Annotated in this window: 21 protein-coding genes and 1 riboswitch; of the genes, 16 read left to right on the top strand and 5 right to left on the bottom strand. The window is 60.2% G+C overall.

The window, feature by feature from the left end; all coding sequences use genetic code 11:
- Nucleotides 1-6: 6 nt before the first annotated feature.
- The 5 genes from htpX to RRU01S_RS14630 all read left to right on the top strand — a co-directional run bounded on the left by htpX (nt 7) and on the right by RRU01S_RS14630 (nt 7,630).
- Entirely contained in the window at nt 7-966 is a 960-nt protein-coding gene (htpX, locus tag RRU01S_RS14650; protein ID WP_045231030.1) for a zinc metalloprotease HtpX, read from the top strand.
- On the top strand, nt 957-2,348 hold the full coding sequence (locus tag RRU01S_RS14645; protein WP_174447691.1) for an RsmB/NOP family class I SAM-dependent RNA methyltransferase: 1,392 nt from the start codon (nt 957-959) through the stop codon (nt 2,346-2,348). Before htpX ends, RRU01S_RS14645 begins: the two co-directional genes overlap by 10 nt.
- A gap of 318 nt (nt 2,349-2,666) precedes the next feature.
- Entirely contained in the window at nt 2,667-4,286 is a 1,620-nt protein-coding gene (locus RRU01S_RS14640; protein WP_045231028.1) for a heparinase II/III family protein, read from the top strand.
- A 153-nt stretch (nt 4,287-4,439) separates the two neighbouring features.
- Nucleotides 4,440-6,056 (top strand): bifunctional phosphoribosylaminoimidazolecarboxamide formyltransferase/IMP cyclohydrolase, encoded by a 1,617-nt coding sequence (gene purH / locus RRU01S_RS14635; protein WP_045231093.1) that lies wholly within the window; start codon nt 4,440-4,442, stop codon nt 6,054-6,056.
- Between the two features lie 296 nt (nt 6,057-6,352).
- Entirely contained in the window at nt 6,353-7,630 is a 1,278-nt protein-coding gene (locus RRU01S_RS14630; RefSeq protein WP_045231027.1) for an L-fuconate dehydratase, read from the top strand.
- A 130-nt stretch (nt 7,631-7,760) separates the two neighbouring features.
- On the opposite strand, the gene cobD is transcribed toward RRU01S_RS14630, so the two are convergent.
- Complete coding sequence (gene cobD, locus RRU01S_RS14625) at nt 7,761-8,789, bottom strand: threonine-phosphate decarboxylase CobD (RefSeq protein WP_045231026.1); 1,029 nt, start codon at nt 8,787-8,789, stop codon at nt 7,761-7,763.
- Between cobD and cbiB the strand changes: the two genes are divergently transcribed.
- The gene (cbiB, locus tag RRU01S_RS14620; protein WP_045231025.1) at nt 8,788-9,753 is read left to right on the top strand and encodes an adenosylcobinamide-phosphate synthase CbiB; all 966 of its coding nucleotides are present in this window, start codon (nt 8,788-8,790) and stop codon (nt 9,751-9,753) included. The two genes, cobD and cbiB, sit on opposite strands and share 2 nt — an antisense overlap.
- Here cbiB and RRU01S_RS14615 read toward each other — a convergent pair.
- Together RRU01S_RS14615 and cobO are read right to left on the bottom strand one after the other, a co-directional pair.
- Entirely contained in the window at nt 9,740-11,197 is a 1,458-nt protein-coding gene (locus RRU01S_RS14615) for a cobyric acid synthase (protein ID WP_045231024.1), read from the bottom strand. The genes cbiB and RRU01S_RS14615 overlap by 14 nt on opposite strands.
- A gap of 3 nt (nt 11,198-11,200) precedes the next feature.
- The gene (cobO, locus tag RRU01S_RS14610; RefSeq protein WP_045231023.1) at nt 11,201-11,818 is read right to left on the bottom strand and encodes a cob(I)yrinic acid a,c-diamide adenosyltransferase; all 618 of its coding nucleotides are present in this window, start codon (nt 11,816-11,818) and stop codon (nt 11,201-11,203) included.
- 107 nt (nt 11,819-11,925) lie between these two features.
- A riboswitch (cobalamin riboswitch) is annotated at nt 11,926-12,136 on the top strand.
- Nucleotides 12,137-12,258: 122 nt separating this feature from the next.
- On the opposite strand from cobO, the gene RRU01S_RS14605 reads away from it, so the two are divergent.
- From RRU01S_RS14605 to RRU01S_RS14575, 7 genes are read left to right on the top strand one after another with little or no spacing between them, the layout of a single operon-like run.
- On the top strand, nt 12,259-12,675 hold the full coding sequence (locus RRU01S_RS14605) for a DUF1636 family protein (RefSeq protein WP_045231092.1): 417 nt from the start codon (nt 12,259-12,261) through the stop codon (nt 12,673-12,675).
- Entirely contained in the window at nt 12,672-13,709 is a 1,038-nt protein-coding gene (cobW, locus tag RRU01S_RS14600) for a cobalamin biosynthesis protein CobW (protein WP_045231091.1), read from the top strand. The genes RRU01S_RS14605 and cobW overlap by 4 nt, the downstream gene beginning before the upstream one ends.
- Nucleotides 13,710-13,712: 3 nt before the next feature.
- Entirely contained in the window at nt 13,713-17,063 is a 3,351-nt protein-coding gene (gene cobN, locus RRU01S_RS14595) for a cobaltochelatase subunit CobN (protein ID WP_045231022.1), read from the top strand.
- Nucleotides 17,060-18,463 carry a precorrin-3B synthase gene (cobG, locus tag RRU01S_RS14590; protein WP_045231021.1) on the top strand — a complete coding sequence of 468 codons (1,404 nt, stop codon included), beginning with the start codon at nt 17,060-17,062 and terminating at the stop codon, nt 18,461-18,463. Before cobN ends, cobG begins: the two co-directional genes overlap by 4 nt.
- A complete protein-coding gene (locus RRU01S_RS14585) occupies nt 18,460-19,092 on the top strand; it encodes a precorrin-8X methylmutase (RefSeq protein WP_045231020.1) in 633 nt (210 codons plus the stop codon). Before cobG ends, RRU01S_RS14585 begins: the two co-directional genes overlap by 4 nt.
- Nucleotides 19,089-19,868, top strand: a complete 780-nt coding sequence (locus RRU01S_RS14580; protein ID WP_045231019.1) for a precorrin-2 C(20)-methyltransferase — start codon at nt 19,089-19,091, stop codon at nt 19,866-19,868. Before RRU01S_RS14585 ends, RRU01S_RS14580 begins: the two co-directional genes overlap by 4 nt.
- Entirely contained in the window at nt 19,865-20,626 is a 762-nt protein-coding gene (locus RRU01S_RS14575; RefSeq protein WP_045231018.1) for a precorrin-3B C(17)-methyltransferase, read from the top strand. Before RRU01S_RS14580 ends, RRU01S_RS14575 begins: the two co-directional genes overlap by 4 nt.
- On the opposite strand, the gene RRU01S_RS14570 is transcribed toward RRU01S_RS14575, so the two are convergent.
- Complete coding sequence (locus tag RRU01S_RS14570; RefSeq protein ID WP_045231017.1) at nt 20,593-21,360, bottom strand: cobalt-precorrin-6A reductase; 768 nt, start codon at nt 21,358-21,360, stop codon at nt 20,593-20,595. The two genes, RRU01S_RS14575 and RRU01S_RS14570, sit on opposite strands and share 34 nt — an antisense overlap.
- Between RRU01S_RS14570 and RRU01S_RS14565 the strand changes: the two genes are divergently transcribed.
- From RRU01S_RS14565 to cobM, 3 genes are read left to right on the top strand one after another with little or no spacing between them, the layout of a single operon-like run.
- Nucleotides 21,359-22,615: a bifunctional cobalt-precorrin-7 (C(5))-methyltransferase/cobalt-precorrin-6B (C(15))-methyltransferase gene (locus tag RRU01S_RS14565; protein ID WP_045231090.1), complete on the top strand. Its 1,257-nt coding sequence runs from the start codon at nt 21,359-21,361 to the stop codon at nt 22,613-22,615. The two genes, RRU01S_RS14570 and RRU01S_RS14565, sit on opposite strands and share 2 nt — an antisense overlap.
- A complete protein-coding gene (locus RRU01S_RS14560) occupies nt 22,594-22,989 on the top strand; it encodes a cobalamin biosynthesis protein (RefSeq protein ID WP_081880086.1) in 396 nt (131 codons plus the stop codon). Before RRU01S_RS14565 ends, RRU01S_RS14560 begins: the two co-directional genes overlap by 22 nt.
- Complete coding sequence (cobM, locus tag RRU01S_RS14555; RefSeq protein WP_045231016.1) at nt 22,986-23,759, top strand: precorrin-4 C(11)-methyltransferase; 774 nt, start codon at nt 22,986-22,988, stop codon at nt 23,757-23,759. Before RRU01S_RS14560 ends, cobM begins: the two co-directional genes overlap by 4 nt.
- On the opposite strand, the gene RRU01S_RS14550 is transcribed toward cobM, so the two are convergent.
- Nucleotides 23,714-24,847 (bottom strand): cobalt-precorrin-5B (C(1))-methyltransferase, encoded by a 1,134-nt coding sequence (locus RRU01S_RS14550; RefSeq protein ID WP_045231088.1) that lies wholly within the window; start codon nt 24,845-24,847, stop codon nt 23,714-23,716. The genes cobM and RRU01S_RS14550 overlap by 46 nt on opposite strands.
- Nucleotides 24,848-24,930: the final 83 nt, after the last annotated feature.

Below are 24,930 nucleotides of genomic sequence, written 5' to 3'. Positions count from 1 at the left end.
TTTCGGATGAACATAATGCGTACGGCCATGTTGTTGGCGTTCATGACCGCGTTGTTCATGGGCATCGGATTCCTGATTGGCGGCACCGGAGGCATGATGATTGCCTTCCTGTTTGCGGTTGGCATGAACTTCTTTTCTTACTGGAACTCCGACAAGATGGTCTTGCGGGCCTATAATGCGCAGGAAGTGGATGAGCACAACGCGCCGGACTTCTTTGCGATGATCCGTGATCTCTCCCACAATGCCGGTCTACCCATGCCGAAGGTCTATGTTTATGACAGCCCGCAGCCGAACGCGTTTGCGACGGGTCGCAATCCGCAAAATGCCGCGGTTGCGGCATCGACGGGGTTGATGGAGCGCCTGACACCGGAGGAGGTGGCGGGCGTCATGGCGCATGAGCTGGCGCATATCCAGAACCGTGACACACTGATCATGACGATCACAGCGACACTTGCCGGTGCCATCTCCATGCTGGGTAATTTCGCATTCTTCTTTGGCGGCAACCGCGAGAACAACAATCCGCTGGGCTTTATCGGCGTTCTCGCAGCGATGATCGTGGCCCCTTTGGCGGCCATGCTGGTGCAAATGGCGATCAGCCGCACGCGGGAATATTCCGCCGACAGACGCGGTGCGGAAATCTGCGGCAACCCTTTATGGCTGGCCTCCGCCTTGCAAAAGATCGCAGGTGCTGCCCAGCAAATTCACAATCCCGACGCCGAACGCAACCCTGCGACCGCGCACATGTTCATCATCAATCCGTTGTCTGGAGAGCGGATGGACAATCTGTTTTCCACCCATCCTAACACCGACAACCGCATCGCGGCTCTTCATGGCATGACGCAGGACTTTGCGAAAGCATCGACCTACCAGCCGACAAGTGATAAGGCGGTGCGCAAATCACGCTCCGTGCCGAACACAGGCTCGGCAAGCGGCCGACAGAATGAGCGCAAAGGTCCCTGGTCTTGACATCGAATTCTTCCGCCAAACCGGCAAAACATCACACACGAAAGCCGTCCGGTGGAAGGAACGACGAACACTCCGGCAATGAGGATTGGAAACCCGGCCTTGCAGCACGCACGGCTGCGGTCAAAATTCTGTCGGCGGTGCTGGACAAGAAGACCTCGCTCGACGGCATGCTGGACGCCGAAAACGGCAACCCGGCCTATCGTGCGCTGAACCTCGCCGACCGTGCTTTGGTGCGGGCCATCGTCAATACGGCCCTGCGGCATCTGCCGCGCATCGAGGCTGCCCTTTCCATACTGCTGGATGGACCCCTTCCCCAGGGCGCCCGCTCGCTGCACCATGTCTTGGTGGTTGGCGTAACGCAAATGATCTATCTCGATGTACCGGACCATTCGGCGGTCGATCTGGCCGTCGAACAGGCGCATCGCGACCCACGCAACCGGCGTTTCGTGAAACTCGTCAATGCCGTATTGCGTCGGTTGGGGCGTGAAAAAGATGGGATGATGGAGGCCATCAGCACCGTTCCAGTGCTGCCGGACTGGTTCTTTGCACGTTTGAAGACCGTTTACGGTAAAGACGCTGCTATCCGAATGGCAGATGCGCAGCTCATTCCCTCGGTTATCGATGTCACGGTGAAGTCTGACCCTGACCACTGGGCGCAGAAATTGAATGGCACTGTGATGCCCAATGGCAGCGTGCGACTGGCATCCTTCGAAGGTTCGGTTTCGGCGCTCGATGGTTTCGAACTTGGCGAGTGGTGGGTGCAGGATTTCTCTGCCAGCATGCCCGTGAGGCTGATGGGTGATCTGACCGGAAAGCGCGTCGCCGATCTGTGTGCGGCACCGGGCGGCAAGACCGCACAGCTGGTGCTTGCGGGTGCCGATGTCACAGCGCTCGACCAATCCGGCAACCGCCTGAAACGGCTTCGCGAAAATCTGGATCGTCTTAAGCTGAAGGCGACGACGATCGAAAGCAATATGTTGAAGTACCAGACAGGCGAACTGTTCGATGCCGTTCTTCTCGATGCTCCCTGCTCTTCCACCGGCACATTGCGCAAGCATCCCGATGTGTGCTGGACGAAGGATAAGAGCGATATTGCCAAGCTCGCCACCTTGCAGGAACAGATGTTGCGCCACGCTGTGACCCTGGTCAAGCCGGGCGGTCTTGTGGTGTTTTCCAATTGTTCCCTCGATCCTTCCGAGGGAGAGGAAATGGTTGCGCGTGTTCTGGCAAGTGACGTGCGGCTGGAGCGTGTTCCTGCCTCTGCTTTGGATTGTCCGGGAATGGACGCTGCCATCAATGAAAAGGGTGAGCTGCGCACGACGCCTGATATGTTTGGCGGAGTGGATGGATTCTACGCGGCGATGCTGCGGGTAAAACCATAAAGCTTGTTTTATAACTGATCGACACGCTAGCGTGCCGTTTTCGCGGCACAATATCTTTCTTAAACAATAGGTTAACGATCGGATACCGTAACTGAATGCGGTGTTCGGCATGGGACCGTTTTTCAAAATGGCCTTTCGTTTACACAATATGAAGTATTTCGTGAAAATTTGAATGATCTTCCAGCTACAACCGAAAACCACTTATTTTTTGCAACACAAGATATCTTCGCGCAGGCGGGAAATACGCGTTTGGTAGGATCCCTGAACAGCAGCTTGGGCGTGACGGGGCTGTTTTTACGGACCCTGTGGGACCGATGCATGATCGGTATCGCGCCTTTGCGCCTGCAGTTCCTGCGCGTTGCGGATCGTGTGCCGAACGGGCTGGTGGCAGCGCCGACGGATCTGCGCGCGGTCGATCCCTATGTTGCGCAGGAACTGGTCTTTGGCCGTATTGCGCTGACGGGCCGTATTCTGGAGACCGGAGGCGTCTCACCGTTTCTGCTGGACATGCCCTCACCGGCCTTTCAAGAGAGGCTGCACGCGTTTCGTTGGCTGCGGCATGTTCGGGCCAGCAAATCCGATGAAGCCTGTGCTCGTGCTCGTATTCTGGTGTCCGACTGGATATCGATGCATGGGCGCAAGATCGGCGGTGCTGCCTGGGCGCCGGAAACCGCAGCCCAGCGGTTGATCGCGTGGCTGTCGCACTCGCCTGTCGTATTGCAGAACGCCGATGCCGGTTTTTATCGGCGTTTTCTGAAAAGCCTCGGCTATCATGTGCGCTATCTCAATCTGATCGCGAAACATGCGCCAGACGGCGAAACACGTCTCAAAATCCGCATCGCATTGGCCATCGCATCGATTTCATTGCCCAACCGGGTTGCGAAAATTGCGCGTCATGGGGTCAAGCTGGACCGTGAACTCGAACGCCAGATTCTGCCGGATGGCGGTCATATCTCGCGAAACCCGCGGGTGATATTGGATTTGATGCTCGACCTTCTGCCGCTGCGCCAGAGCTATATAAACCTCGGCCATGACGTGCCGCCGGGGCTCGTGCCGGCTATCGACCGCATGTTTCCCGCCATACGCTTCTTTCGCCATCAGGATGGCGATTTGGCGCTGTTCAACGGTGCGACGGTGACGCTTGCCAATGAGCTGGCCTCGGTGCTGCGCTATGATGAAACCTCCGGTCGCCCGTCGCGTGCTCTGCCCGATATCGCCTATCAGCGGCTGTCTGCGGCAGATACGGTGGTGATCGTCGATACCGGCATTCCGCAATCCATGGAACTGTCCAGAGGCGCGCATTGCGGTTGCCTGTCGTTCGAGATGTCGTCCTCCAGAAACCGTTTCATCGTCAATTCGGGCTTTCCACCCTTTGCCGTCGACGCCTTCAAGCGCGCAAGCCGCTCCACGGCTGCCCATTCCACCGTCACCATCAACGATACCTCGTCATCACGCCTCTCACGGTCGCGTTTGCTCGGCTCTATCATGGTTCCGGGTATTACCGAGGTCGCCGTCGAGCGGGAGACGGATCAGAAAGGTGCCGATGTGCTGCGGGCATCGCACGATGGCTATCAAAAAGAGTTCGGTTACTTTTATGAGCGCGAGCTGGAGCTGAACGCCGCCGGCAGCAAGATCAAGGGACGTGACAGCGTCCAGCCCGAGCAGGACAGCAAGCGTCAGCCTGTTGCTGCTGATGCCGTCTCCCGCTTCCATATTCATCCGTCCATCGAACTTGTGCGGCTGGATGATGAATCCGTGATGATGCGTGCGGGCGATGGCACGAGCTGGGTGTTTTCTGCACCCGGACAGACGGTGACGATTGCCGATGACGTGTTCATGGCGGATGCCTCCGGCATCCGGCCATCGCAGCAGATCGAAATTCCGTTTCAACTGCCTCAGATGACGGAGATACGCTGGATCATCGAGAAGAAACTCTAGCGCTGCCGGTGTTTCAGTTGCGTAAAACAGCCTTTGGCGACGCGCGGCGAGGCTTGGCTGTGTTTATTAATGCGCAAAGCTGTGCTAACGCGGCGGCAACCGCCGGATGGATTGCTCTCCGGCCTGTCCTCCACGCATCACGGAGTTCTCCCGATGGCTGTCGTTTCCAAGAAAATCCCCGCTCCTGACAAGGTCAAGATCCGCACCGCCCTTCTGTCTGTCTCCGACAAGACTGATATCGTCGAGCTGGCAGGCGCGCTCGTCAATATGGGCGTCAAGCTGCTCTCGACTGGCGGAACATCCAAGGCTATCGCGGACGCGGGCCTTCCGGTGACCGATGTTTCCGATATCACCCATTTTCCCGAAATCATGGATGGCCGCGTCAAGACCTTGCATCCCAACGTCCATGGCGGTCTTTTGGCCATTCGTGACGATGCCGACCACGTGGAGGCGATGCGCGCGCATGGCATTGCGGCGATCGATCTGTCCGTGATCAACCTCTACCCGTTCGAAGACGTGCGCGCCAAGGGCGGCGATTATCCAACAACGGTCGAGAATATCGATATCGGTGGCCCTGCGATGATCCGCGCATCTGCCAAGAACCACGCCTATGTGACGGTGTTGACCGACCCGAGCGATTACCCTGAATTGTTGGAAGCCTTGCAGGCTGATGATGGCCACACGAGCTATGCACTGCGCCAGCGCTTCGCGGCAAAGGCCTATGCCCGCACGGCGGCTTATGATGCGGTGATTTCCAACTGGTTTGCGGAGGCGTTGTCGATTGAAGCGCCGCATTACCGTGCCATTGGCGGGGTGCTGAAGGAAAAGATGCGCTACGGCGAAAACCCGCATCAGAGCGCTGGCTTTTACCTCACCGGCGACAAGCGCCCCGGCGTTGCCACAGCCACGCTGTTGCAGGGCAAGCAGCTGTCCTACAACAACATCAACGACACGGATGCGGCCTATGAGCTCGTGTCAGAATTCCTGCCGGAAACGGCACCGGCTGTTGCCATCATCAAGCATGCCAACCCCTGCGGCGTGGCAACCGGCGCAACCTTGTTGGATGCCTACAAGCGTGCGCTGGCCTGCGATCCCGTCTCTGCATTCGGTGGTGTGATTGCGCTTAACCGCACGCTGGACGCCGAAACGGCAGAAGAGATCATACAGCTCTTTACCGAAGTCATCATCGCGCCTGACGTGACCGAGGAAGCAAAGCAGATCGTTGCCCGCAAGCCCAATCTGCGGCTGCTGTCGGCCGGTGGTCTGCCGGATGCACGTGCGCCTGGCATCACCGCGAAAACCGTTTCCGGCGGTCTTCTGGTCCAAAGCCGTGACAATGGGATGGTGGAAGACCTCGATTTGAAGGTCGTGACCAAGCGGGCGCCAACGCCGCAGGAACTGGAAGACATGAAGTTCGCCTTCAAGATCGCCAAGCATGTGAAATCCAATGCGGTGATTTACGCCAAGGATGGCCAGACCGCCGGTATTGGCGCCGGCCAGATGAGCCGTATCGATTCGGCCCGTATCGCTGCCCAGAAGGCGGAAGATGCGGCAAAAGCCATGGGCCTGTCCGAGCCTTTGACCAAGGGTTCCGCCGTGGCGTCCGAAGCCTTCTATCCGTTTGCAGACGGATTGCTGGCGGCCATCGCTGCAGGTGCGACCGCGGTGATCCAGCCGGGTGGCTCCATGCGTGATCAGGACGTGATCGATGCGGCCAACGAGCACAATGTGGCGATGGTCTTTACCGGCATGCGCCACTTCCGCCACTAAGCGACGATCCGTGAAAAGCCCGGAGCGTGTCCGGGCTTTTCACCGACGCGTATCGACATGGCGTCAGCCGCCACCTCCCCTGACAAGATCGTCTCGCCTTTCGCCCGCTTTGATTGCTGGTGTTTGCCGTTCATCTGTGCTTGTTTTCATCGTCGCAGGCGCAACCGCGCAGCGACGCTGGGAGGAGTGAGACAATGATAGTGGATGCGCTGAATGCCGGGCGCTTGCGCCGACGCGCCGTTATAGACCTTTCCAGCATCACCCATTTTGTGATCCTTGACTGCGAGTGAATGGCTATGACCAAGATTACCGATCTGCGCGTTTTCGATCTGCGCTTTCCCACATCCCTCAGCCTCGATGGCTCGGATGCAATGAACCCCGACCCGGATTATTCTGCAGCCTATGTCATTCTCGATACTGACGATCCGAACCTTAAGGGCCACGGCCTGACCTTCACCATCGGTCGCGGCAATGAGATCTGCTGCATGGCGATCGAGGCGATGCGGCATCTGGTTGTCGGCACCGATCTTTCCACCGTCTCGGAAAATCCCGGCGTCTATTGGCGGCATCTGACAGGCGACAGCCAGTTGCGCTGGATCGGCCCGGACAAGGGCGCGATGCATCTGGCCACCGGCGCTGTCGTCAATGCGGTGTGGGATTTGCTGGCAAAGCAGGCGGGCAAACCAGTCTGGCAGCTGGTAGCCGATATGAGCCCGGAGCACATCGCCGATATCGTCGATTACCGATACCTGACCGATGTGTTGACCCGCGATGATGCGCTCGCAATCCTGAAAAAGGCCGAGAGCGGCAAGGCGGAACGGATCGAAACCCTCAAGAGCGAAGGCTACGCCTGCTATACCACGTCAGCCGGCTGGCTGGGTTACAGTGACGAGAAGCTGCGTCGCCTCTGCCAGGAAGCCATCGATGCCGGTTTCAACCATGTGAAGATGAAGGTGGGGCGTGATCTCGAAGACGATATTCGTCGCCTGACCATCGCGCGTGAGGTGATCGGTCCTGACCGCTATCTGATGATCGATGCCAACCAGGTATGGGAAGTCGATCAGGCTATCGAGTGGGTCAATAAGCTCGCCTTCGCCAAGCCCTTCTTCATCGAAGAGCCGACGAGCCCAGACGACGTGGCAGGCCATCGCAAAATCCGCCAGGCCATCGGTTCGGTGAAGGTGGCCACCGGCGAGATGTGCCAGAACCGCATCATGTTCAAACAGTTCATCGCGGAAGGTGCCATCGACGTGGTGCAGATCGATAGCTGCCGCATGGGTGGACTGAACGAAGTTCTGGCCGTGCTGCTGATCGCCGCGAAATATGGTCTGCCCGTCTGGCCTCATGCTGGTGGCGTGGGGCTTTGTGAATACGTGCAGCACCTGTCGATGATCGATTATCTGGTGGTTTCTGGCACGAAGGAGGGCCGCGTGATCGAATATGTTGATCACCTGCATGAACATTTCATCGAGCCTTGCGACATCAGGGATGCCGCTTACATGCCGCCGACCATGTCGGGTTTTTCGATCGAGATGAAGCCTGAAACGATCGAGGCCTATACGTTTAAGGGGTAGCCCCAATAACCACAGCCCTCTCCGTCGTCATCCTCGCCCTTGTGGCGAGGATCTGACCACGTTTGATGTTGGGGTTCGTTAGATCCTCGGGACAGGCCCGAGGATGACGAAAGTTGACTGAGATCGGGCTTCAAAAGCTGGCCAAGGCCGCTTCCAGTCTTGCCCATTCCGCGTCTTCGCCCGGCAGGCCAAAGCGGAGATCGGCTGGCCTTTCATCGAAACTGCGCGTGAGAATACCGTTTTCCATCAAGTGGGTGAATAAAGTAGGTGCTCGTTCATCTCTGACCAGAGTGAAAAGGGACGTTCCCCCGAAACGCGAAAGACCGGCTGCGCTCAAGCGATCATTCAGCCGTCTCGAATCCTCTCTTAGCCGGGTTCTCATGTTATGACGCCACGTATCGTCTGCCAGCGCTTCGATTGCGATATGCAGCGCAGGACCGGAGACCGCCCACGGTCCCAGCCTTGATTCGATGTCTCCGGCGGTATCGGGATGGGCCACGGCGAAGCCGAGGCGCACGCCTGCCATGCCATAGAACTTGCCGAAGGAGCGCAGGACAACAAGGTTGTGTGAGGTCGTCGCGTCGGCAATGCTTTCGGCATAGCCTGTTTCAATGAAGGCCTCGTCCACCACCAGTAGTCCGCCTTTTTTGCGCATGGCATCAGCTAGGGACAGCAGTTCCAAGCGTTCCAACACGCGTCCATCGGGATTGTTTGGGTTGATGACGACGGCGTAGTCGAAGGCAGCGAGATCGGCAAAATCATCGACTTCGCTGACCGATAGTCCCGCCATTCGTGCAGTGCGAGCATGTTCCGCATAGGCGGGCGACAGGACACCACAGCGTTCTGCGCCACGTCCAACCGCCATCTGCGCAAGAAGTGGCATCAGCATTTGCGTTCCCGGCGCCGCCACGATGTGCGCCTCCGAAGGTGCGCCAAAGGCCGCTGCTGCGATATCTTTCAGCGTTTCCACGGCACCCGGTTCTGGCAGGCGGGCAAAGGCGCTGGCGGGAATGGGCGAATGGGGGTAGGAGTGCGGATTGATCCCGGTGGAAAGGTCGATCCACGGTTCAGGTGCCCTAGGAAAAAGCTGGCGCGCCCGTCCCAGATTGCCCCCATGGCGGATCGCCGGTTGCGCTTTGTCTGGTACCCTCTCGCCCATGTTCTTCGCTCTCGCTTTCCTGTCCCTGCTGATCGAACGCCTTGTCGGATATCCCGACTGGCTGTTCAAACGCATCGGCCACCCCGTGACCTGGATCGGTTCGCTTATCGCCTTCCTCGACAGAAAATGGAACCGAGAACACGATTCATTTTCGCGTAGCAAGGGCTTCGGCGTCATAGCTCTCGCTGTTTTTCTGGGGTCGACGGTATTGATTGCCTCTTTATTGCAGTCGGCCCTTCTTTGGCTTCCGCTCGGTCTGATCCTCGTTGCAGTGCTTGGCGCTTCGCTTCCAGCGCAGAAAAGTCTGGAGCAGCATGTCCAGGCGGTGGCGGTGGCTTTGGAACGTGACGGTATTGAGGGTGGCCGCAAGGCGGTGTCGATGATCGTCGGCCGTGATCCCGAAACGCTGGATGAAGCCGCTGTCTGCCGGGCGGCGATTGAAAGTCTGGCAGAAAATTTCTCCGATGGCATTGTCGCACCCTCGCTTTGGCTCGGGCTTCTTGGGCTGCCCGGTGGCACCGGTTACAAGGCGATCAACACGGCGGACAGCATGATCGGCCATCGCTCTCCACGCCATGAAGCCTTCGGCTGGGCCTCCGCACGGCTAGATGATCTGGTCAATCTTCCCGCCTCCCGTCTCACCGCCCTCTTGTTCGTTCTGGCCGCGTTTTTTGTAAAAGGTGCCTCGCCTCGTCAGGGCTTGCAGGCGATTTTCCGTGATGCGCGCCATCACCGTTCGCCCAATGCCGGATGGCCGGAAGCCGCAATGGCAGGTGCTCTGGGTTTTGCGCTGGCCGGTCCACGCTCTTATGGCAGGCAGATGATCGAAGCGCGGTTCATGGGTGAAGGTGGGCGGCGGGATTTGAACGCTGCCGATATTCGCCGGGCCCTGAAGCTCACACGCATTGCAGACGCCATGTTGATTGCATTGTTCGGGATATTGGCCTTAGCTATCGTGCTATAGCCAAGAGAGCATCGAGATCGAGATGACGCTCCATATGGTCGGCCAGCCGGTCGAGAACCGCATCCACCTGTTCCTCGTAATGGAGCGTCGAGTTTTCCCCACCCAGCCGTTTTAACCATGCGCTGCGTTGGCGGTCATCGGCAAACAGGCCATGAATATAGGTGCCAAACACGCGTCCATTCGGGGACATAGCGCCTTCGATGTGGTTGCCGATGGTGGAGAACGGGCGAATATCATCCGGTCCGGCGGTGACGCCCACATGCATTTCATAGCCGGAGAAGGAGATTTGATCAAAGCTCTGGCCGGTTACCGAAACGAGCCGTTTGTCACCCGTCAGCACGGTGTCCACGTCGAGCAAGCCAAGCCCTTCGATCGCGGTGGGAGCGCCTTCGATGCCCTCTGGATCAGCCACGGTTTTCCCGAGCATCTGATAGCCGCCGCACACGCCAAGCACATAGCCTCCACGCCGCACATGCGCTTTGATATCCACGTCGAGACCAGCATGTTTCAGCGCCGTCAGATCGGCGATGGTGGATTTGGAACCGCACAGCAGCACCAGCGTACAATCTGTCGGAATGACGTCTCCCTGGCGTACGCGGACAAGCTCGACGTCCGGCTCGGCCTCCAAGGGATCAAGGTCATCGAAGTTGGAGATATGCGGCAGGATAGGAACCGCGATCCGAATTTTCGCGTCAGGCTTTCTTTCGCCAGCTCCACTCAACCCTAAAGCATCCTCAGCGGGCAGGCGGCTGGCATCGGCAAAATGCGGCAAGAGGCCAATCGGGTTCCAGCCGGTCTTCTCCGAAATGATCCGCATGCCCTCATCGAACAGACTTGGATCGCCTCTGAAACGATTGACGATGAAGCCTTCGATCATCGCCGCGTCCGCCCTATCCAGAACCGTCTTCGTGCCGACGAGACTGGCAATCACACCGCCTCTGTCGATATCGCCGATCAGGATCACGGGGGCATTGGCTGCGCGGGCAAAGCCCATATTGGCGATGTCATTGGCACGAAGATTGACTTCCGAAGCACTGCCCGCACCTTCCACCAATACGAGATCAGCCATGGTTTTGAGATGATCGAAACTTTCCAGCACGCGCGGCATCAACCCGGCTTTCATGTGCTGGTAGTCAGCGGCCTTGGCGTTGCCGATGACCTTGCCCTGCACCACCACCTGCGCGCCCGTCTCGCTCTGGGGTTTGAGCAGCACCGGGTTCATGTGGACGGAAAGCGGTACGCCCGCCGCCCGCGCCTGCAATGCCTGCGCCCGGCCAATCTCCCCACCATCGGCGGTGACGGCGGCATTGTTGGACATGTTTTGCGGCTTGAACGGCATGACGGACAAGCCACGTCGCACGAAAGCGCGCGCCAGCCCCGCCACCATCAGCGACTTGCCGACATCGGAGCCGGTGCCTTGAAACATGAGAACGCGCGCTGTCATGGATTAATACTCGATGCCCGACTGCGCTTTGACGCCCGCCTTGAAGTGGTGTTTCACCAGCGTCATCTCCGTCACCATGTCGGCGGCGTCGATCAGCAGCTGTTTGGCGTTGCGACCGGTGACGATGACGTGCAAGCCATCGCGGCGGTTCTGCAGGGTTTCGACCACCTCTTCCAACGACAGATAATCATAGCGCAGCGCGATGTTGAGCTCATCAAGCACCACAAGACCGATGGTTTCATCGGCCATCAGCGTCTTTGCCTCTTCCCACGCCTTGGTGGCAGCAGCGACGTCTCGCTTCAGATCCTGAGTGTCCCACGTGAAACCTTCGCCCATGGTACGCCATTCGACACGGTCGCCAAACAGGGCCAACGCCCCCTGCTCGCCGGTCGACCAAGCCCCCTTGATGAACTGGACGATGCCGACACGCCTGCCGGTGCCCAGCATGCGCAGCGCCAAGCCGAAGGCAGCAGTGGATTTGCCTTTGCCGGGGCCGGTGTTGATCATCAGCAGACCTTTTTCGATGGTCTTTTCCGAGACTTCGGCATCCTGCACCGCCTTGCGGTTGACCATCTTGGCGCGGTGACGTTCGGCCTCGCTATCGCTTATGTCACGGGTCATAGTGGCTCATCCTTCCGGGTCTCATGCTTTTTCAAAGCGGCGACTATAGCCAAAACGTGTTCCACGGCAATGACACGGCGGCATTGACACAAAAGCACCGCAGGGCATAAGGGTTAAGGACTGACGGTCTTTTTCCGGCAACGGGAAAAGCTAAGAGGGAACACGGTGCCATTCGCGTGTGCGAACCAACCCGTGGCTGCCCCCGCAACTGTAAGCGGTGAGCCCGCGCCGAAAGCCACTGGACGAATGAGTCCGGGAAGGCGGCGCAAGGGTGTCGAAGCCGCAAGCCAGGAGACCTGCCGTTTCAGGAAAAACGTCTGCCGGGCGGGGTGCTCCGGTCAGTCGGTTGTTCGAACGATGGCGTTGCGTTGATCCGCATGCCGTTTTCGATATCCGCACCCCGAGACCATTGCAAAGGCGCGGAAACCATACCCTTGGATATGACATCGACATCATCAAGCCTGAATGAAAAGACGGACCGTGACACCGCGCCCGGCGTCGTGGTTTACGTTTGCCGCAGTTGCCGGTCGGAAGCCGATCCGAACGCGGACCCTCGCACCGGTGCGACCCTTGCGCAGGCTGCTGTTGCACTCGGTCAGGCTGAAGGTGTCGATGTACGCAGCGTCAACTGCCTTGCCAATTGCAAGCGTGGCTTGAGTGCCGCGGTGCGCAGCGCCGATGGCTGGTCCTACATGTTCGGATCGTTGAGCGAAGACGACGCTGCCGACTTGCTGGTCGGCGCGCGCCTGTTGTCTTCAGCACCCGATGGCCTGATGCCATGGCGCGGACGGCCCGACAGTTTAAAGCGTGGCCTTGTTGCCCGCATTCCCCCTTTGAATTTTACCGAGGAGACATAATGACCACGCTCAACCGCGTTCCCTGCACCATCATCACCGGCTTTCTGGGCGCGGGCAAAACCACGCTTCTGCGCGGCCTTCTGGAAAAGCTCGAGGGCAAGCGGCTGGCCATCATCGTCAACGAGTTTGGCGATGTCGGCATTGATGGCGATATCCTGAAAGGCTGCGGCATCGAAAGCTGCCCGGAAGAAAACATCGTGGAATTGGCCAATGGCTGCATCTGCTGCACGGTGGCGGATGATTTCCAGCCCGCCATCGAGCAGATTCTGAGCCGCGAGCCACGCGTCGAGCATATTCTGATCGAAACATCGGGCCTCGCTCTGCCGAAGCCACTCGTACAGGCCTTCCAGTGGCCCGCGATCAAAAGCCGAGTGACGGTGGATGCGGTGGTGGCCGTGGCCGATGGTGTCGCCCTGGCCGATGGCATGGTGTCGCATGATCTGGAAGCGCTGGCCGCTCAGCGCCAAAACGACGAGGCGCTGGATCACGATGATCCGGTCGAAGAGGTCTTCGAAGACCAGATTGCCTGCGCAGACCTCATCGTTCTCACAAAAGGCGATTTGCTGGATGCAGCGGGTCTTGAACGCGCAAAGGCCCATATCAACGCGCATCTGCCGAAGGCTGCGAAGATCGTCGTGGCCTCCAATGGCGTGGTTGATCCTGCCGTTCTGATCGGCCTTGGCCTTGCGGTGGAAGAGGATATCGAAAACCGCCACACCCATCACGATGAGGAAGAAGACCACGATCACGACGAGTTCGACAGCTTCGTCGTGGAACTGGATGCCGTCACCGACGCCGAGGCTTTGGCTGCGCGTATCTCGGAAACGGCAGCATCTGAAAACGTGCTGCGCATCAAGGGTTTTGTCGAAGTGTCCGCCAAGCCGATGCGGTTGCAGGTCCAGGCGGTCGGCTCGCGCGTCAACCATTATTTCGACCGTCCATGGGCAGCAGGCGAGGTGCGCCGCAGCCATCTGGTGGTGATCGGTGAAAAGGGTCTCGACCGCGCGAAAATCGAGCGGATGCTGGCTGCCTGATCCATGCACATCCTCGCCACCACATCCTCGTCTCTGGACGACCTGATCGAGCCGGTTGATCTCAACCAGGGTCAGGCGGATGTGGTGGTGCTGTCTTTTTCGGCCAGCGACCTCGGGGGGCTGAAGCGCGGATGGCAGCGTAGCACGGATGGTTCGGTGTCCTTCGTGTCCGCCAACCTCTCCGAACTTCGCCATCCCATGTCGGTCGATCTGTGGATCGAAAAGACGGCGGAACACGCCAAGCTGATCCTTATCCGGATTCTCGGTGGTGCCGATCGCTGGCGATACGGCGTGGACGAGCTGTCGAGAATGGCGCGTCGGCGTGGTATCAGGCTCGTACTTCTGCCCGGCGAATGCAGCGAGCGCGATGAAAAGCTTGAGGTTGCCTCCACCGTCGATCTACCGACGCAGTCCAGAATTCTATCGTTCTTCCGCGAGGGCGGGCCGGAGAATATGGACCGGGTTGCGAGATTGCTTGCTGCGTTTGCGCGAGAAGGCGCCTGGCCGGATGTCGTCGCTGAACCTTTGCCCAAATGCGGGTTCTACCGGCCTGGTGAAGGCGTGGTTGACCTTCCGGCAGCGCTGGATGGCCGTGAAGACGGCATGGCGCTTGTTCCTATCCTGTTTTACCGTTCCATGCTGATGGCGGCAGACGTCGCCCCCATCGATGCGCTTTATGAAGCGTTGAACTCACGCGGATTTTCGCCGCTGCCGATCTTCGTCAGCGGTTTGAAGGACTCAGATGCGATCCGGTTTCTGGAAGACACTCTTGTCACTTTGAAGCCAGCGGCGATGATTGCGGCCACGGCCTTTGCCAGCCATTCGGACGACGATGGCAGAAGCCTGTTTGACCGGCTGGGTGTCGCGACCTTTCAGGTCATCATGGCCACCACCCGGCGGGACGGCTGGGCGGACAACATGCGCGGCCTCAATCCGTCCGATCTGGCCATGCATGTGGTGTTGCCGGAGCTGGATGGACGCATTCTCGCCGGGGCGATCTCTTTCAAGCAGCCCGATCCAGAAGGTGGGCGCGGGCTGGTGCATTGCCCGGAGTCTGATCGTGTCGAACAGGTCGCTGAACGCATTTCTTCATTTCTGCGGCTGAAAAACGCGGCTCCATCAGAGCGGCGGATTGTTATTTTGATACCGGATTATCCCGGCGCCGCACCGGGGCGCACCGGTTATGCGGTGGGTCTGGACGTGCCGCAGAGTGTTCTGGAGATGTTGCGCGATCTGCGCGATGCCGGTTATGCGGTGGGCGATATTCCCGAAACGCCTCGGGCTTTGCTCGACCGCGTTGAAAGCGAGACGGCTGCTTTTGGGCTGGCCGAGTATTCAGCGTTTCGCAGCGCCCTGCCCCAAACTGCCAATCTGGCTTTGGATGAGACGTGGGGCCATGCAGAAAACGATGAGGCCGTTAAAGATGGTGTCTTCCATTTCCGCGCGGCTCGATTCGGCTCCGTAACAGTTGCTCTTGCGCCTGATCGTGGTCGGAACGAAAACCGGCGGGTGGATTATCACGACCCGGCCCTGCCCCCTCGGCATGCGCTGGTCGCCTTCGGGGCCTGGATGCGGAAAAGCCTCGAGGCGCATGCCGTCATTCACGTCGGCGCCCATGGGACGCTTGAATGGCTGCCAGGTAAGACCGTTGCGCTATCGCAAGCCTGTTTCCCTGAAATCGTCACCGGCTCACTGCCCGTGATCTATCCCTTCATCGTCTCCAATCCGGGGGAAGCGGCGGTTGCGAAGCGGCGCATCGCGGCTGTGACCATCGGGCATATTCCGCCCGTCTTGGTCGATGCCGGGCTTTCGTCGGAGCAGATGGCGTTGGAACAGCTTGTCGACGAATATGCCCAGGCCGATGGTTTGGACCGTCGCCGCCGCGACCGGTTGGCCAAACTGATCTTCGAAAAGGCGCAGGAAACGGGATTAGCAGCCGATGCCGGTATCGACACGCAGGATGATGCCGATACCGCACTGTCACGCATCGATGCGTTTCTCTGCGATCTCAAGGATTTCGCGATCAAGGACGGCCAGCATGTGTTCGGTCGCTGCGCGGATGATGAGCCGGATGTCTTCAGGCGTAATAGTGCGATAGCGGAAAAAGTGTCTTTGTTGGCTGCTCTCAACGGACGGCACATTACGCCCGGCCCATCTGGTGCGCCAGCGCGCGGACGGCTGGATGTGTTGCCGACGGGGCGTAATCTTTACGCTGCCGACCCGCGCACCATGCCGACCCCGACCGCTTTCGAGCTGGGCCGCATGGCGGGTGAAGAAGTCTTGCGGCACCATCTGCAAAGCCATGGCGATTGGCCGAGGAATATCGTCTTCGATCTCTGGGGCTCGGCCTCTCTGCGCAATGGCGGCGAAGATGTCGGCCAGGCGCTGCACCTGATGGGCGCACGACCGATCTATGATCAAGGCACGGGCCGCGTCACGGGCATCGAAGTGCTGCCGCCAGCGGCTTTGGGAAGGCCCCGCGTAGATGTGACATTCCGCATTTCCGGCCTGTTCCGCGATATGTTTCCGGCGCTGATTGCCCTGCTGGATGCTGCCGCAAAAGCCATTGCGCGCCGTGAAGAATCACCGGGTGATAACCCCTTGGGAGAAGAGGCCGCCAGCCTCGGCCGTATCCCTGCCCGCATTTTCGGTTCGGCACCCGGCACCTACGGTGCTGGCATCGAGGAAAAGCTGGCAAACGGGCGCTGGGATGCGCGCGAAGAGCTGGGCCAGATCTATCTGGACGCCGCAAGCCATGCTTTTGGCGGGGCGAACGGGCTTGGTGTGTTTGCCGATGCCAGCTTTGCAGGCCAAGTGGAAAAGGCCGATCTTCTGGTTCATACGGGCGACGATCCGGGCCGTGATCTGCTCGATGGTTCGTCCGACGTCGCCTTTATCGGTGGCTTTGCGGCAGCCAAGGCGGCCCTTGGGCAATCCGCCGATGTCGTGGCGCTCGATACGACCGATCCCGCGCGTCCCCGCGCCCGTTCCATTGCGCAGGCCATTACCCGCGTGGTGCGCGCCCGCGCCATCAATCCGCGCTTCATTGCCGGGCAGATGCGGCACGGGCCGCGCGGTGCTGCGGAATTTGCCGAGACGGTCGACAGGCTGATCGGCTTTGCCGAGACCACTCACGCGGTGTCGTCCTCATTGATAGAAGCGGTCTACGACGCCTATTTCGGCAATGAGGATATCAGAGATTTCATTCTACGGGAAAACCCGCAGGCGGCAGAGGTGATGGCGCAGCGTTTTCTCTCTGCCCGCCGCCGCGGCCTCTGGCACAGCCGCCGCAATGCCGTGGATGCAGAGCTGGAAATGCTCGTTGCGCCGAAATCGGCGAGGGTAGAGGCATGAGTGCTTTCGGCCCTGTGGATGTCCAGCCTTTCACGCGTCGCGGCGTTTGCCCGGCCCTGTCGGCTCCGATGCAGACGGGGGACGGACTTTTATCGCGCATCGCCTTCACGGATCCTATCTCGCCCTCTGATCTGGAGGCGCTGTGCGCCCTCGCAATCCAGCACGGCAACGGGCTGATGGACATCACCGCGCGGGGCGGGCTGCAATTTCGTGGCCTGACGGCTGAGAGCGCCGAGGCTCTGGAACGCGATGTTCTCGCTCTTGATCTGCCATTGCGGCAGGGATTGACGGTGGAAACATCGCCCCTCACCGGGATCGACCAAACGGAAATTGCCGATACGCGCGATATCGTAAGCCGGATATGCGCGCGAGCGGATGCGCTTCAACTGCATGAAAAGCTGGCTGCGAAGTTGTCCGTCATCGTCGATGGCGGTGGTCTTGTGGACATGGGTGATCTGCTTGCGGATATCAGGCTCAAGGCCACTCGTGTCAGCGATCACGTGTTTTGGCAACTCATGCTGGGTGGCGCCGAAGATAAGGCGTTGCAGGCGGGTTTGCTGCGGACGGAACATGTTGCCGATAGCGTGATTGATCTTCTGATGTGTCTTGCCGAACGGGGTTCTGATACGCGCGGTCGTGACCTGGATATTGAACAGGTACGGGCCGTATGTGCGGGTCGATTGGTCGACGTGAGGCGTTTGCCTGAAAGGTCGGATAAGGGGGCCAACGCTCCGTATGCCACTACCGTCGCCCGTTGTAACAACGCACGTCCCTACGGTATTATGCGCCTTTCGAACGATGTGTTTGCAGCAGTTGTTGCGCCCGCCTTCGGGCAAATCGGCGCAGACATGCTCGCTGCCCTTTGCCACCATGCTTCGACACTGGGACTACAGCGTTTGCGGCCCGGGCCAGCGCATGCCATGTTTTTCACCGGCAGCCATGAGGCATGCCGGGCCCTTCTCGATCATGCGCGGGACGCCGGTTTTGTGACCGGTGCCGATGATCCGCGCTCTTCCATCGCCGTCTGCGCTGGAAAACCGGCCTGCGCTTCGGGGGTTATCTCCACGCGAGACCTAGCCGAACATGCGGCGACGGACTGTGCGTCCTTGCTGGATGGCTCGTTTACGCTGCATCTTTCGGGCTGCGGTAAGGGTTGCGCGCACCCAACGCCTGCCACACTGGCCTTTGCGGGCTCGTCCGAAGGGCTGGCCCTTACCTTTTCAGGTCGCGTTTCCGACACACCGCAGGCGGTTTTGCCGCTCGCTGACCGCAAGGCGGCACTTTCGCGGCTTGCCCGATTATATGAAAAAGAACATAAGCCCGGAGAAAATGCCCGCACCCTGCTTGCCCGTCTCGGCAAGGAGCGGATCGTAGCGGCGCTCCGACAGGATACGAGATGACTGAATACGACTATATCCGCGATGGCAACGCGATCTATGAGCGCTCCTTTGCGATGATCCGCGAAGAGGCGGACCTGACGGCTTTTACGCCGGATCAGGCCGATATCGCTATCAGGATGATCCACGCCTGCGGGCAGGTGGAAGCCGCGCAGCACTTCCGTTTTTCGCCTGACTTCGTGGATGCCGCACGTGGCGCGCTTCTGGCTGGCAAGCCGATCCTGTGCGATGCCAATATGGTGGCGCATGGGGTTACACATGCGCGGTTGCCCGCTGGCAATCCGGTAATCTGCACGCTGCGCGATCTGCGCACGCCCGACCTTGCCAAGCAGATCGGCAATACCCGGTCTGCAGCCGCGCTCGATCTCTGGGTCGACCAGATGGAAGGTGCGCTGGTTGCCATAGGCAACGCGCCCACCGCGCTTTTTTATCTGCTGGAAATGCTGGAGCGAGGCGCTCCCCGCCCCGCCGCCATTATTGGCATGCCTGTCGGTTTCGTCGGTGCGGCGGAATCCAAGGATGCGCTTGAGGAGAGTCCGCTCGGCATACCCTATGCCATCGTCAAGGGCCGCCTGGGTGGCTCTGCCATGACAGCGGCTGCCATCAACGCCATTGCGAGGGCCGGGCTATGAGTGCGGCCTTGTTCGATCCGGCGGCGCAGCCGGTGCTGAAGGGCAAGCTGATCGGTGTCGGCACAGGCCCCGGTGATCCCGAGCTTTTGACGCTGAAAGCGGTGCGTGCTATCGAGAATGCCGATGTCGTCGCCTTCTTCTGCAAGAAGGGTAGCAAGGGCAATGGACGCGGTATCGTCGAAAGCTTCATCCGCCCCGGCACGCTGGAAATGCCACTGGTCTACCCCGTCACGGTCGAGAGTGACAAGAATGGAGACGACTACAGAGGCGCCATCGCGGCCTTCTTTGATCAGTCGGCGCGCGATATCGCCGTTCATCTGGATGCCGGTCGCAGCGTCGCGGTGCTGTCGGAAGGTGATCCGCTGTTTTACGGCTCCTACATGCACTTGCATCTGCGGCTGGCCCCGGCCTACCCTGCGGAAGTTGTCGCCGGTATCACGGCCATGTCCGGTTGCTGGTCCATGGCGGGTCTGCCGCTTGTGCAGGGCGACGATATCTTGAGCGTGTTGCCGGGGACGCTGGGCGAGGAAACATTGACCGAACGCCTGTCCGGCACCGATGGCGCCGTGATCATGAAGGTCGGGCGCAACCTGCCGAAAATTTGCCGGGCGCTCGAAAAAGCAGGCAAGCTGCACAGCGCGCTTTATGTCGAACGCGGCACGATGGAAAATGGCCATGCCATGAGGCTCATCGAACGCGATGCATCGCCCGCGCCCTATTTCTCGCTGGTTCTCGTTCCCGGCTGGAAAGATCGCCCTGTCGGTGAAACGGCATGAGCGGGCGGTTGACGGTTGTCGGGCTTGGGCCCGGTAGCCCGGACCAGATCACGCCGGAAGCACACGCCGCCGTGCGTGAGGCGGACGATTTCTTCGGCTATATTCCCTATCTCGACCGTCTGGCGCTTGGGCCCCATCAACGCCGTCATGCCTCGGACAATCGCGAAGAGCTTTCCCGGGCGCAGGCCGCGCTGACCATCGCTGCTGCCGGTGGTAAAGTTTGCGTCGTTTCGGGCGGTGATCCCGGTGTGTTCGCCATGGCCGCTGCCGTCTGCGAGGCCATCGAGAACGGCCCCGTCGAATGGCGCGATATCGACTTCCACGTCGTTCCCGGCGTCACGGCCATGCTGGCGGTGGCGGCGCGTGCGGGTGCGCCTCTAGGGCATGATTTTTGTGCTATTTCGCTGTCGGACAATCTCAAGCCATGGTCGCTGATCGAAAAAAGACTGATTGCTGCGGCTGAGGCCGGGTTTGTCATGGCCTTCTACAATCCCGTCAGCAAGGCCCGACCTCACCAGCTTGCGACGGCGTTCGATGTGTTGCGCGCCCATCTGCCTGAAACCGTGCCCGTCATTTTCGGGCGCGCAGCAGGCCGTGCGGATGAGCGCATGCGCGTGGTGCCGCTGGGACAAGCCGCAAGCGACATGGCTGATATGGCCACCTGCATCATCGTCGGCTCCGTCGAAACACGGTTGATCGAGCGTGATGGACAAGCGCCGATCGTCTATTCGCCGCGCTCGTCCAAAAGGGAAAGCTGATGGCGGATGGCGCTGAGCGCAGTGTCGATATCGGAGACCGTGTCACCACAGGGATGCGCGGGACGTGCGATCATGATGACGGGAATGCCCAGCTGCCGCGCCGCCTCGATCTTGCCGTAGGCCGCCGCCCCGCCGGAGTTTTTGCAGACCACCGCCTCAATGCCATTTTCGCGCAACATGGCGATTTCATCGGCGAGAGCAAAGGGTCCACGGGCCGTGATGTAGCGCGCTTGGGGCACGACAAGCGGCGGCTCGACGGGATCGACGCTGCGAATGAGATAGTGGTGCTGTGGTGCGGCCTCAAAGGGCAGCAGTTCCTGACGGCCAAGGGCCAGAAACGCGGTGCAGCTTTCCTGCCCGAGAGCGGTGACGGCACTGTCGACGTCGGGCACCTCGCGCCAATCGCCTCCCGGCGTCCTCACCCACGCCGGACGCTCCAGGGCCACCAGCGGCACTTCAGCTATGCCTGCCGCCTCGACCGCATTGGCCGATATGCGCGCGGCATAGGGATGGGTGGCATCGACCAGCAGATCGAAGGCGTTGTCCTCGATGAAACGCGCCAGCCCGCTCGCGCCACCAAAGCCACCGCTGCGCATAGGCACCGGTTGCGCAACGGGATCACGGGTGCGACCAGCCATGGACAACAGAAGACGATAGCCGGATTCGCCGGCCAGTCTGCCAGCCAGGATACGGGCATCCGCCGTGCCACCAAGAATGAGTATGGAGCGTGTCATGGTCTCTGAATATGCGGGATTGAGTGCTTCATCCACCGAAAAGACTGTAGCGCCCTGGCTTTCTATCGTCGGAATCGGCGAAGACGGCTTGTTGGGCCTAGGGAGTGCAGCGCGCGCAGCCATCAAGAATGCCGAGTTCGTCTTTGGCGGCAGGCGGCATCTGGCGCTGGCGGCAGACGCTATTCGCGGAGAAGCACGGCCATGGCCTGCGCCGTTCGACGTCGCCATGAGCGATGTGGTGGCGCTGCGAAATCGAAACGTCTGCGTGCTCGCCTCCGGCGACCCTTTCCACTACGGCGTCGGCGTTACCCTGTTGCGGCAAGTTGCGGCGGAAGAAACCGTGTCTTACCCTGCTCCCTCGGCCTTTTCGCTCGCAGCATCACGGCTGGGCTGGGCGTTGCAGGATGTGGAATGCGTATCGTTGCATGGCCGCTCCATCGATCTCATCCGCCCGCATCTGCACCCTGGCGCAAAGCTCATCGCGCTGACGTCGGATGAAAACGCCCCTGCCCTGCTGGCAGCGCTCGTGTCGGAGGCAGGTTTCGGGGGCTCACGCTTCACACTGCTGGAGGCCTTGGGTGGTCCGCATCAGCGGGTGCGCAACGCAGAGGCAAGGGGCTTCGCCTTCGACACTATCGACCCGCTCAATGTCGTGGCCATCGAGGTCGCCGCCGACGAGACATCACGCGTGCTCAGCTATGCGCAGGGGCTGGACGACGCGCTTTTCGAACATGACGGCCAGATCACCAAGCGGGAAATCCGCGCTGTGACGCTGTCATCCCTGTCGCCACGCCATGGCGAATTGCTGTGGGACATCGGTGCCGGATCGGGCTCGATCGGCATCGAATGGATGCTAGCGCACCCTTCCCTTCGCGCCATCGCCATCGAGCAACACCCGGAGCGCGCCGAACGGGCCAGCCGCAATGCCGAGACTTTCGGCGTGCCGGGTCTAGAGGTGGTAATCGGGACAGCGCCGGATGCTTTTGAAGGCCTGCCAGCACCGGATGCGATTTTCATCGGCGGTGGAGGCAGTGAAGACGGCGTGCTGGACGGTGCCATTGCCGCGCTCAAATCCGGTGGCCGGTTGGTCGCCAATGCGGTAACGCTCGAAATGGAAGCGGTTCTGCTTGCCGCACAAGCCCGGCTTGGTGGTTCGCTGATCCGGCTAGACGTGGCACGTGCGTCGCCTGTCGGCACCATGCAGGGCTGGCGGCCATCGATGCCGGTTACGCAATGGTCGTGGGTCAAGCCATGATCGTCGCCGGTATCGGATGTCGCAAGGGCGTTGGCGCACACGCCATCATGGCCGCGTTGCACGAGGTTGCCCTTGCTCATCACGTGAAGATCGACTTCATCGCGACAGCGCCGATCAAGGGCGATGAACCGGGTCTGCTGGAGGCAGCAACACGCTTAGGCATGGCCCTCGTCGTGGTGGCGCAGGCGGATTTTGAAGCTGCGGGCGAACGCACGGTCACGCGCTCGGAAACAAGCCTGAAGCATTCCGGCTCCCCAAGTCTCAGCGAAGCGTCGGCGCTTGCCGCCTGTGGCCCGAATTCAAAGCTCATCGCGCCGCGTTCTGTGCTGGGCGATATTACCATTGCGATTGCCGTGTCAGGAGACCAACCATGACGGTTCATTTTATCGGTGCTGGCCCCGGTGCCGCAGACCTGATCACCGTGCGCGGGCGCGATCTCATCGCCGCTTGCCCCGTCTGCCTCTATGCGGGTTCGCTGGTGCCGAAAGCCCTGATCGACTATTGCCCACCCGGTGCACGCATCATCGATACCGCAGCGCTTTCGCTGGATGAGATCGAGGCCGAATTTGTCGCGGCCGCCCGTGACGGCAAGGATGTTGCCCGGCTTCATTCCGGCGACCTCTCCGTCTGGAGCGCGATGGGTGAGCAAATCCGCAGACTGGAGCGGCTGGGGCTGGATTACACCGTCACACCCGGCGTTCCCTCCTTTGCCGCCGCCGCCGCCAGTTTGAGAAAAGAACTGACGGTGCCGGAAGTGGCGCAAAGCCTCATCCTGACCCGCATTTCCGGTCGCGCATCGAAAATGCCGGAGGGGGAAAATCTGAGGGCTTTCGGGGCGACAGGCGCCACGCTCGCCATTCACCTCGCCATCCACGCCATTGCGCAGGTGGTCGAGGAACTGACGCCGCTTTACGGCGCGGATTGCCCGGTTGTTATCGTGGTCCGTGCTTCGTGGCCGGAAGAGCGCGTGATCATCGGCACCCTTGGCGACATCGAGGCCAAGCTTGCGGAAGAACCTGTGGAACGCACGGCACTGATTTTCGTGGGCAAGGGCTTGGCCTCGCAGGACTTCCGCGAAAGCGCGCTTTACAGCACGGATTATGTTCGCCGATTCCGCTCGCCGGAAGGAAAAGCCGAGACGTGATGCGCTGACGGCGCAAAGCCTGATCGCCCTTTCAGCACGCCATCCCGGTCGAAGACCAGAATTTCTAGCGACATGCCGGGCGTATTCAGCGCGTCGGCAGCTGTTTTCCACGCATTGGCGGCAACCGTTGCGCCAAGGTCGATGCCTGCGGCTTCAGACATCGTAAAGGCATGGGACACGGTGTTGGCGTGGCGGATGGCATCGGCTAGCCCGTCATCGCCGCCCGCCTCCATGGCAAGCTTCGCCAGCGCATGCAGATCGGCAAGCCCCCGCTTGGAGTGGACGTCCAGCATGCCCTGGGCCAGCTTCGTCATCTTGGCAACGCCACCGGCAATGGTCAGTTTTTCGACCGGGTGAGTTCGCAGATATTTCAGCATGCCGCCGATGAAGTCGCCCATGTCGATCAGCGCCGTTTCCGGCAGGCCATGCAGGGCCTGTCCCGCCTTTTCAGAGGCATTGCCGGTGGCACCGAGAATGTGGGTCAGCCCTTCGGCGCGGGCCACGTCTATGCCGCGCCAGATGGAGTGAATCCAGGCGGAACAGGAGAAGGGAATGACGATGCCAGTGGTGCCGAGGATCGAAATGCCACCGAGAATGCCCAGCCTGCCATTCAGCGTCTTCTCTGCGATCTTCTCGCCATCCTCCACCGATATCTCCACCTCGAAATCGGCATTTTCTCCAGCAACTTCGTGGATGGCCTTTTCGATCATCTTGCGCGGCACGGGGTTGATGGCAGGCTCGCCGACTGCCAGCGGTAAACCCGGACGGGTGACGGTGCCGACACCCACGCCTGCCTTAAAGGTGATGCCCGTGCCCTGTCTGCCGGGGCGCACGGTGCTTTCCAACAGCGCGCCATGGGTCACATCAGGGTCGTCGCCTGCATCCTTGATAACGCCTGCGCGGGCAAAGCCGTCGCCGCGATGGCTGGTTGCCAGCGAAAAGCCGACACGCTTGCCGCTTGGAAGTTCGATCTCGACAAGGTATGGAAACTCTCCGGTCAGCAACGCGGTGCAGGCGGCTTTCGCCGCAGCCGTCGCGCAAGCGCCGGTCGTCCAGCCGCGACGCAGATTTTTTCCATCCGTTTCCATCGTGTTTCTATAGCGGTTACGGGTTGGGCCGTCATCGGGAAACAACAGCGACAAAATGTTAAGGCCCTTATTTTGAAGACTGT

This window comes from Agrobacterium rubi TR3 = NBRC 13261 (genome assembly GCF_000739935.1).
Lineage (GTDB): Bacteria > Pseudomonadota > Alphaproteobacteria > Rhizobiales > Rhizobiaceae > Agrobacterium > Agrobacterium rubi.
The sequence above is the reverse complement of the archived record's forward strand: the minus strand, read 5'-3'. Positions and strand labels throughout refer to the sequence as shown.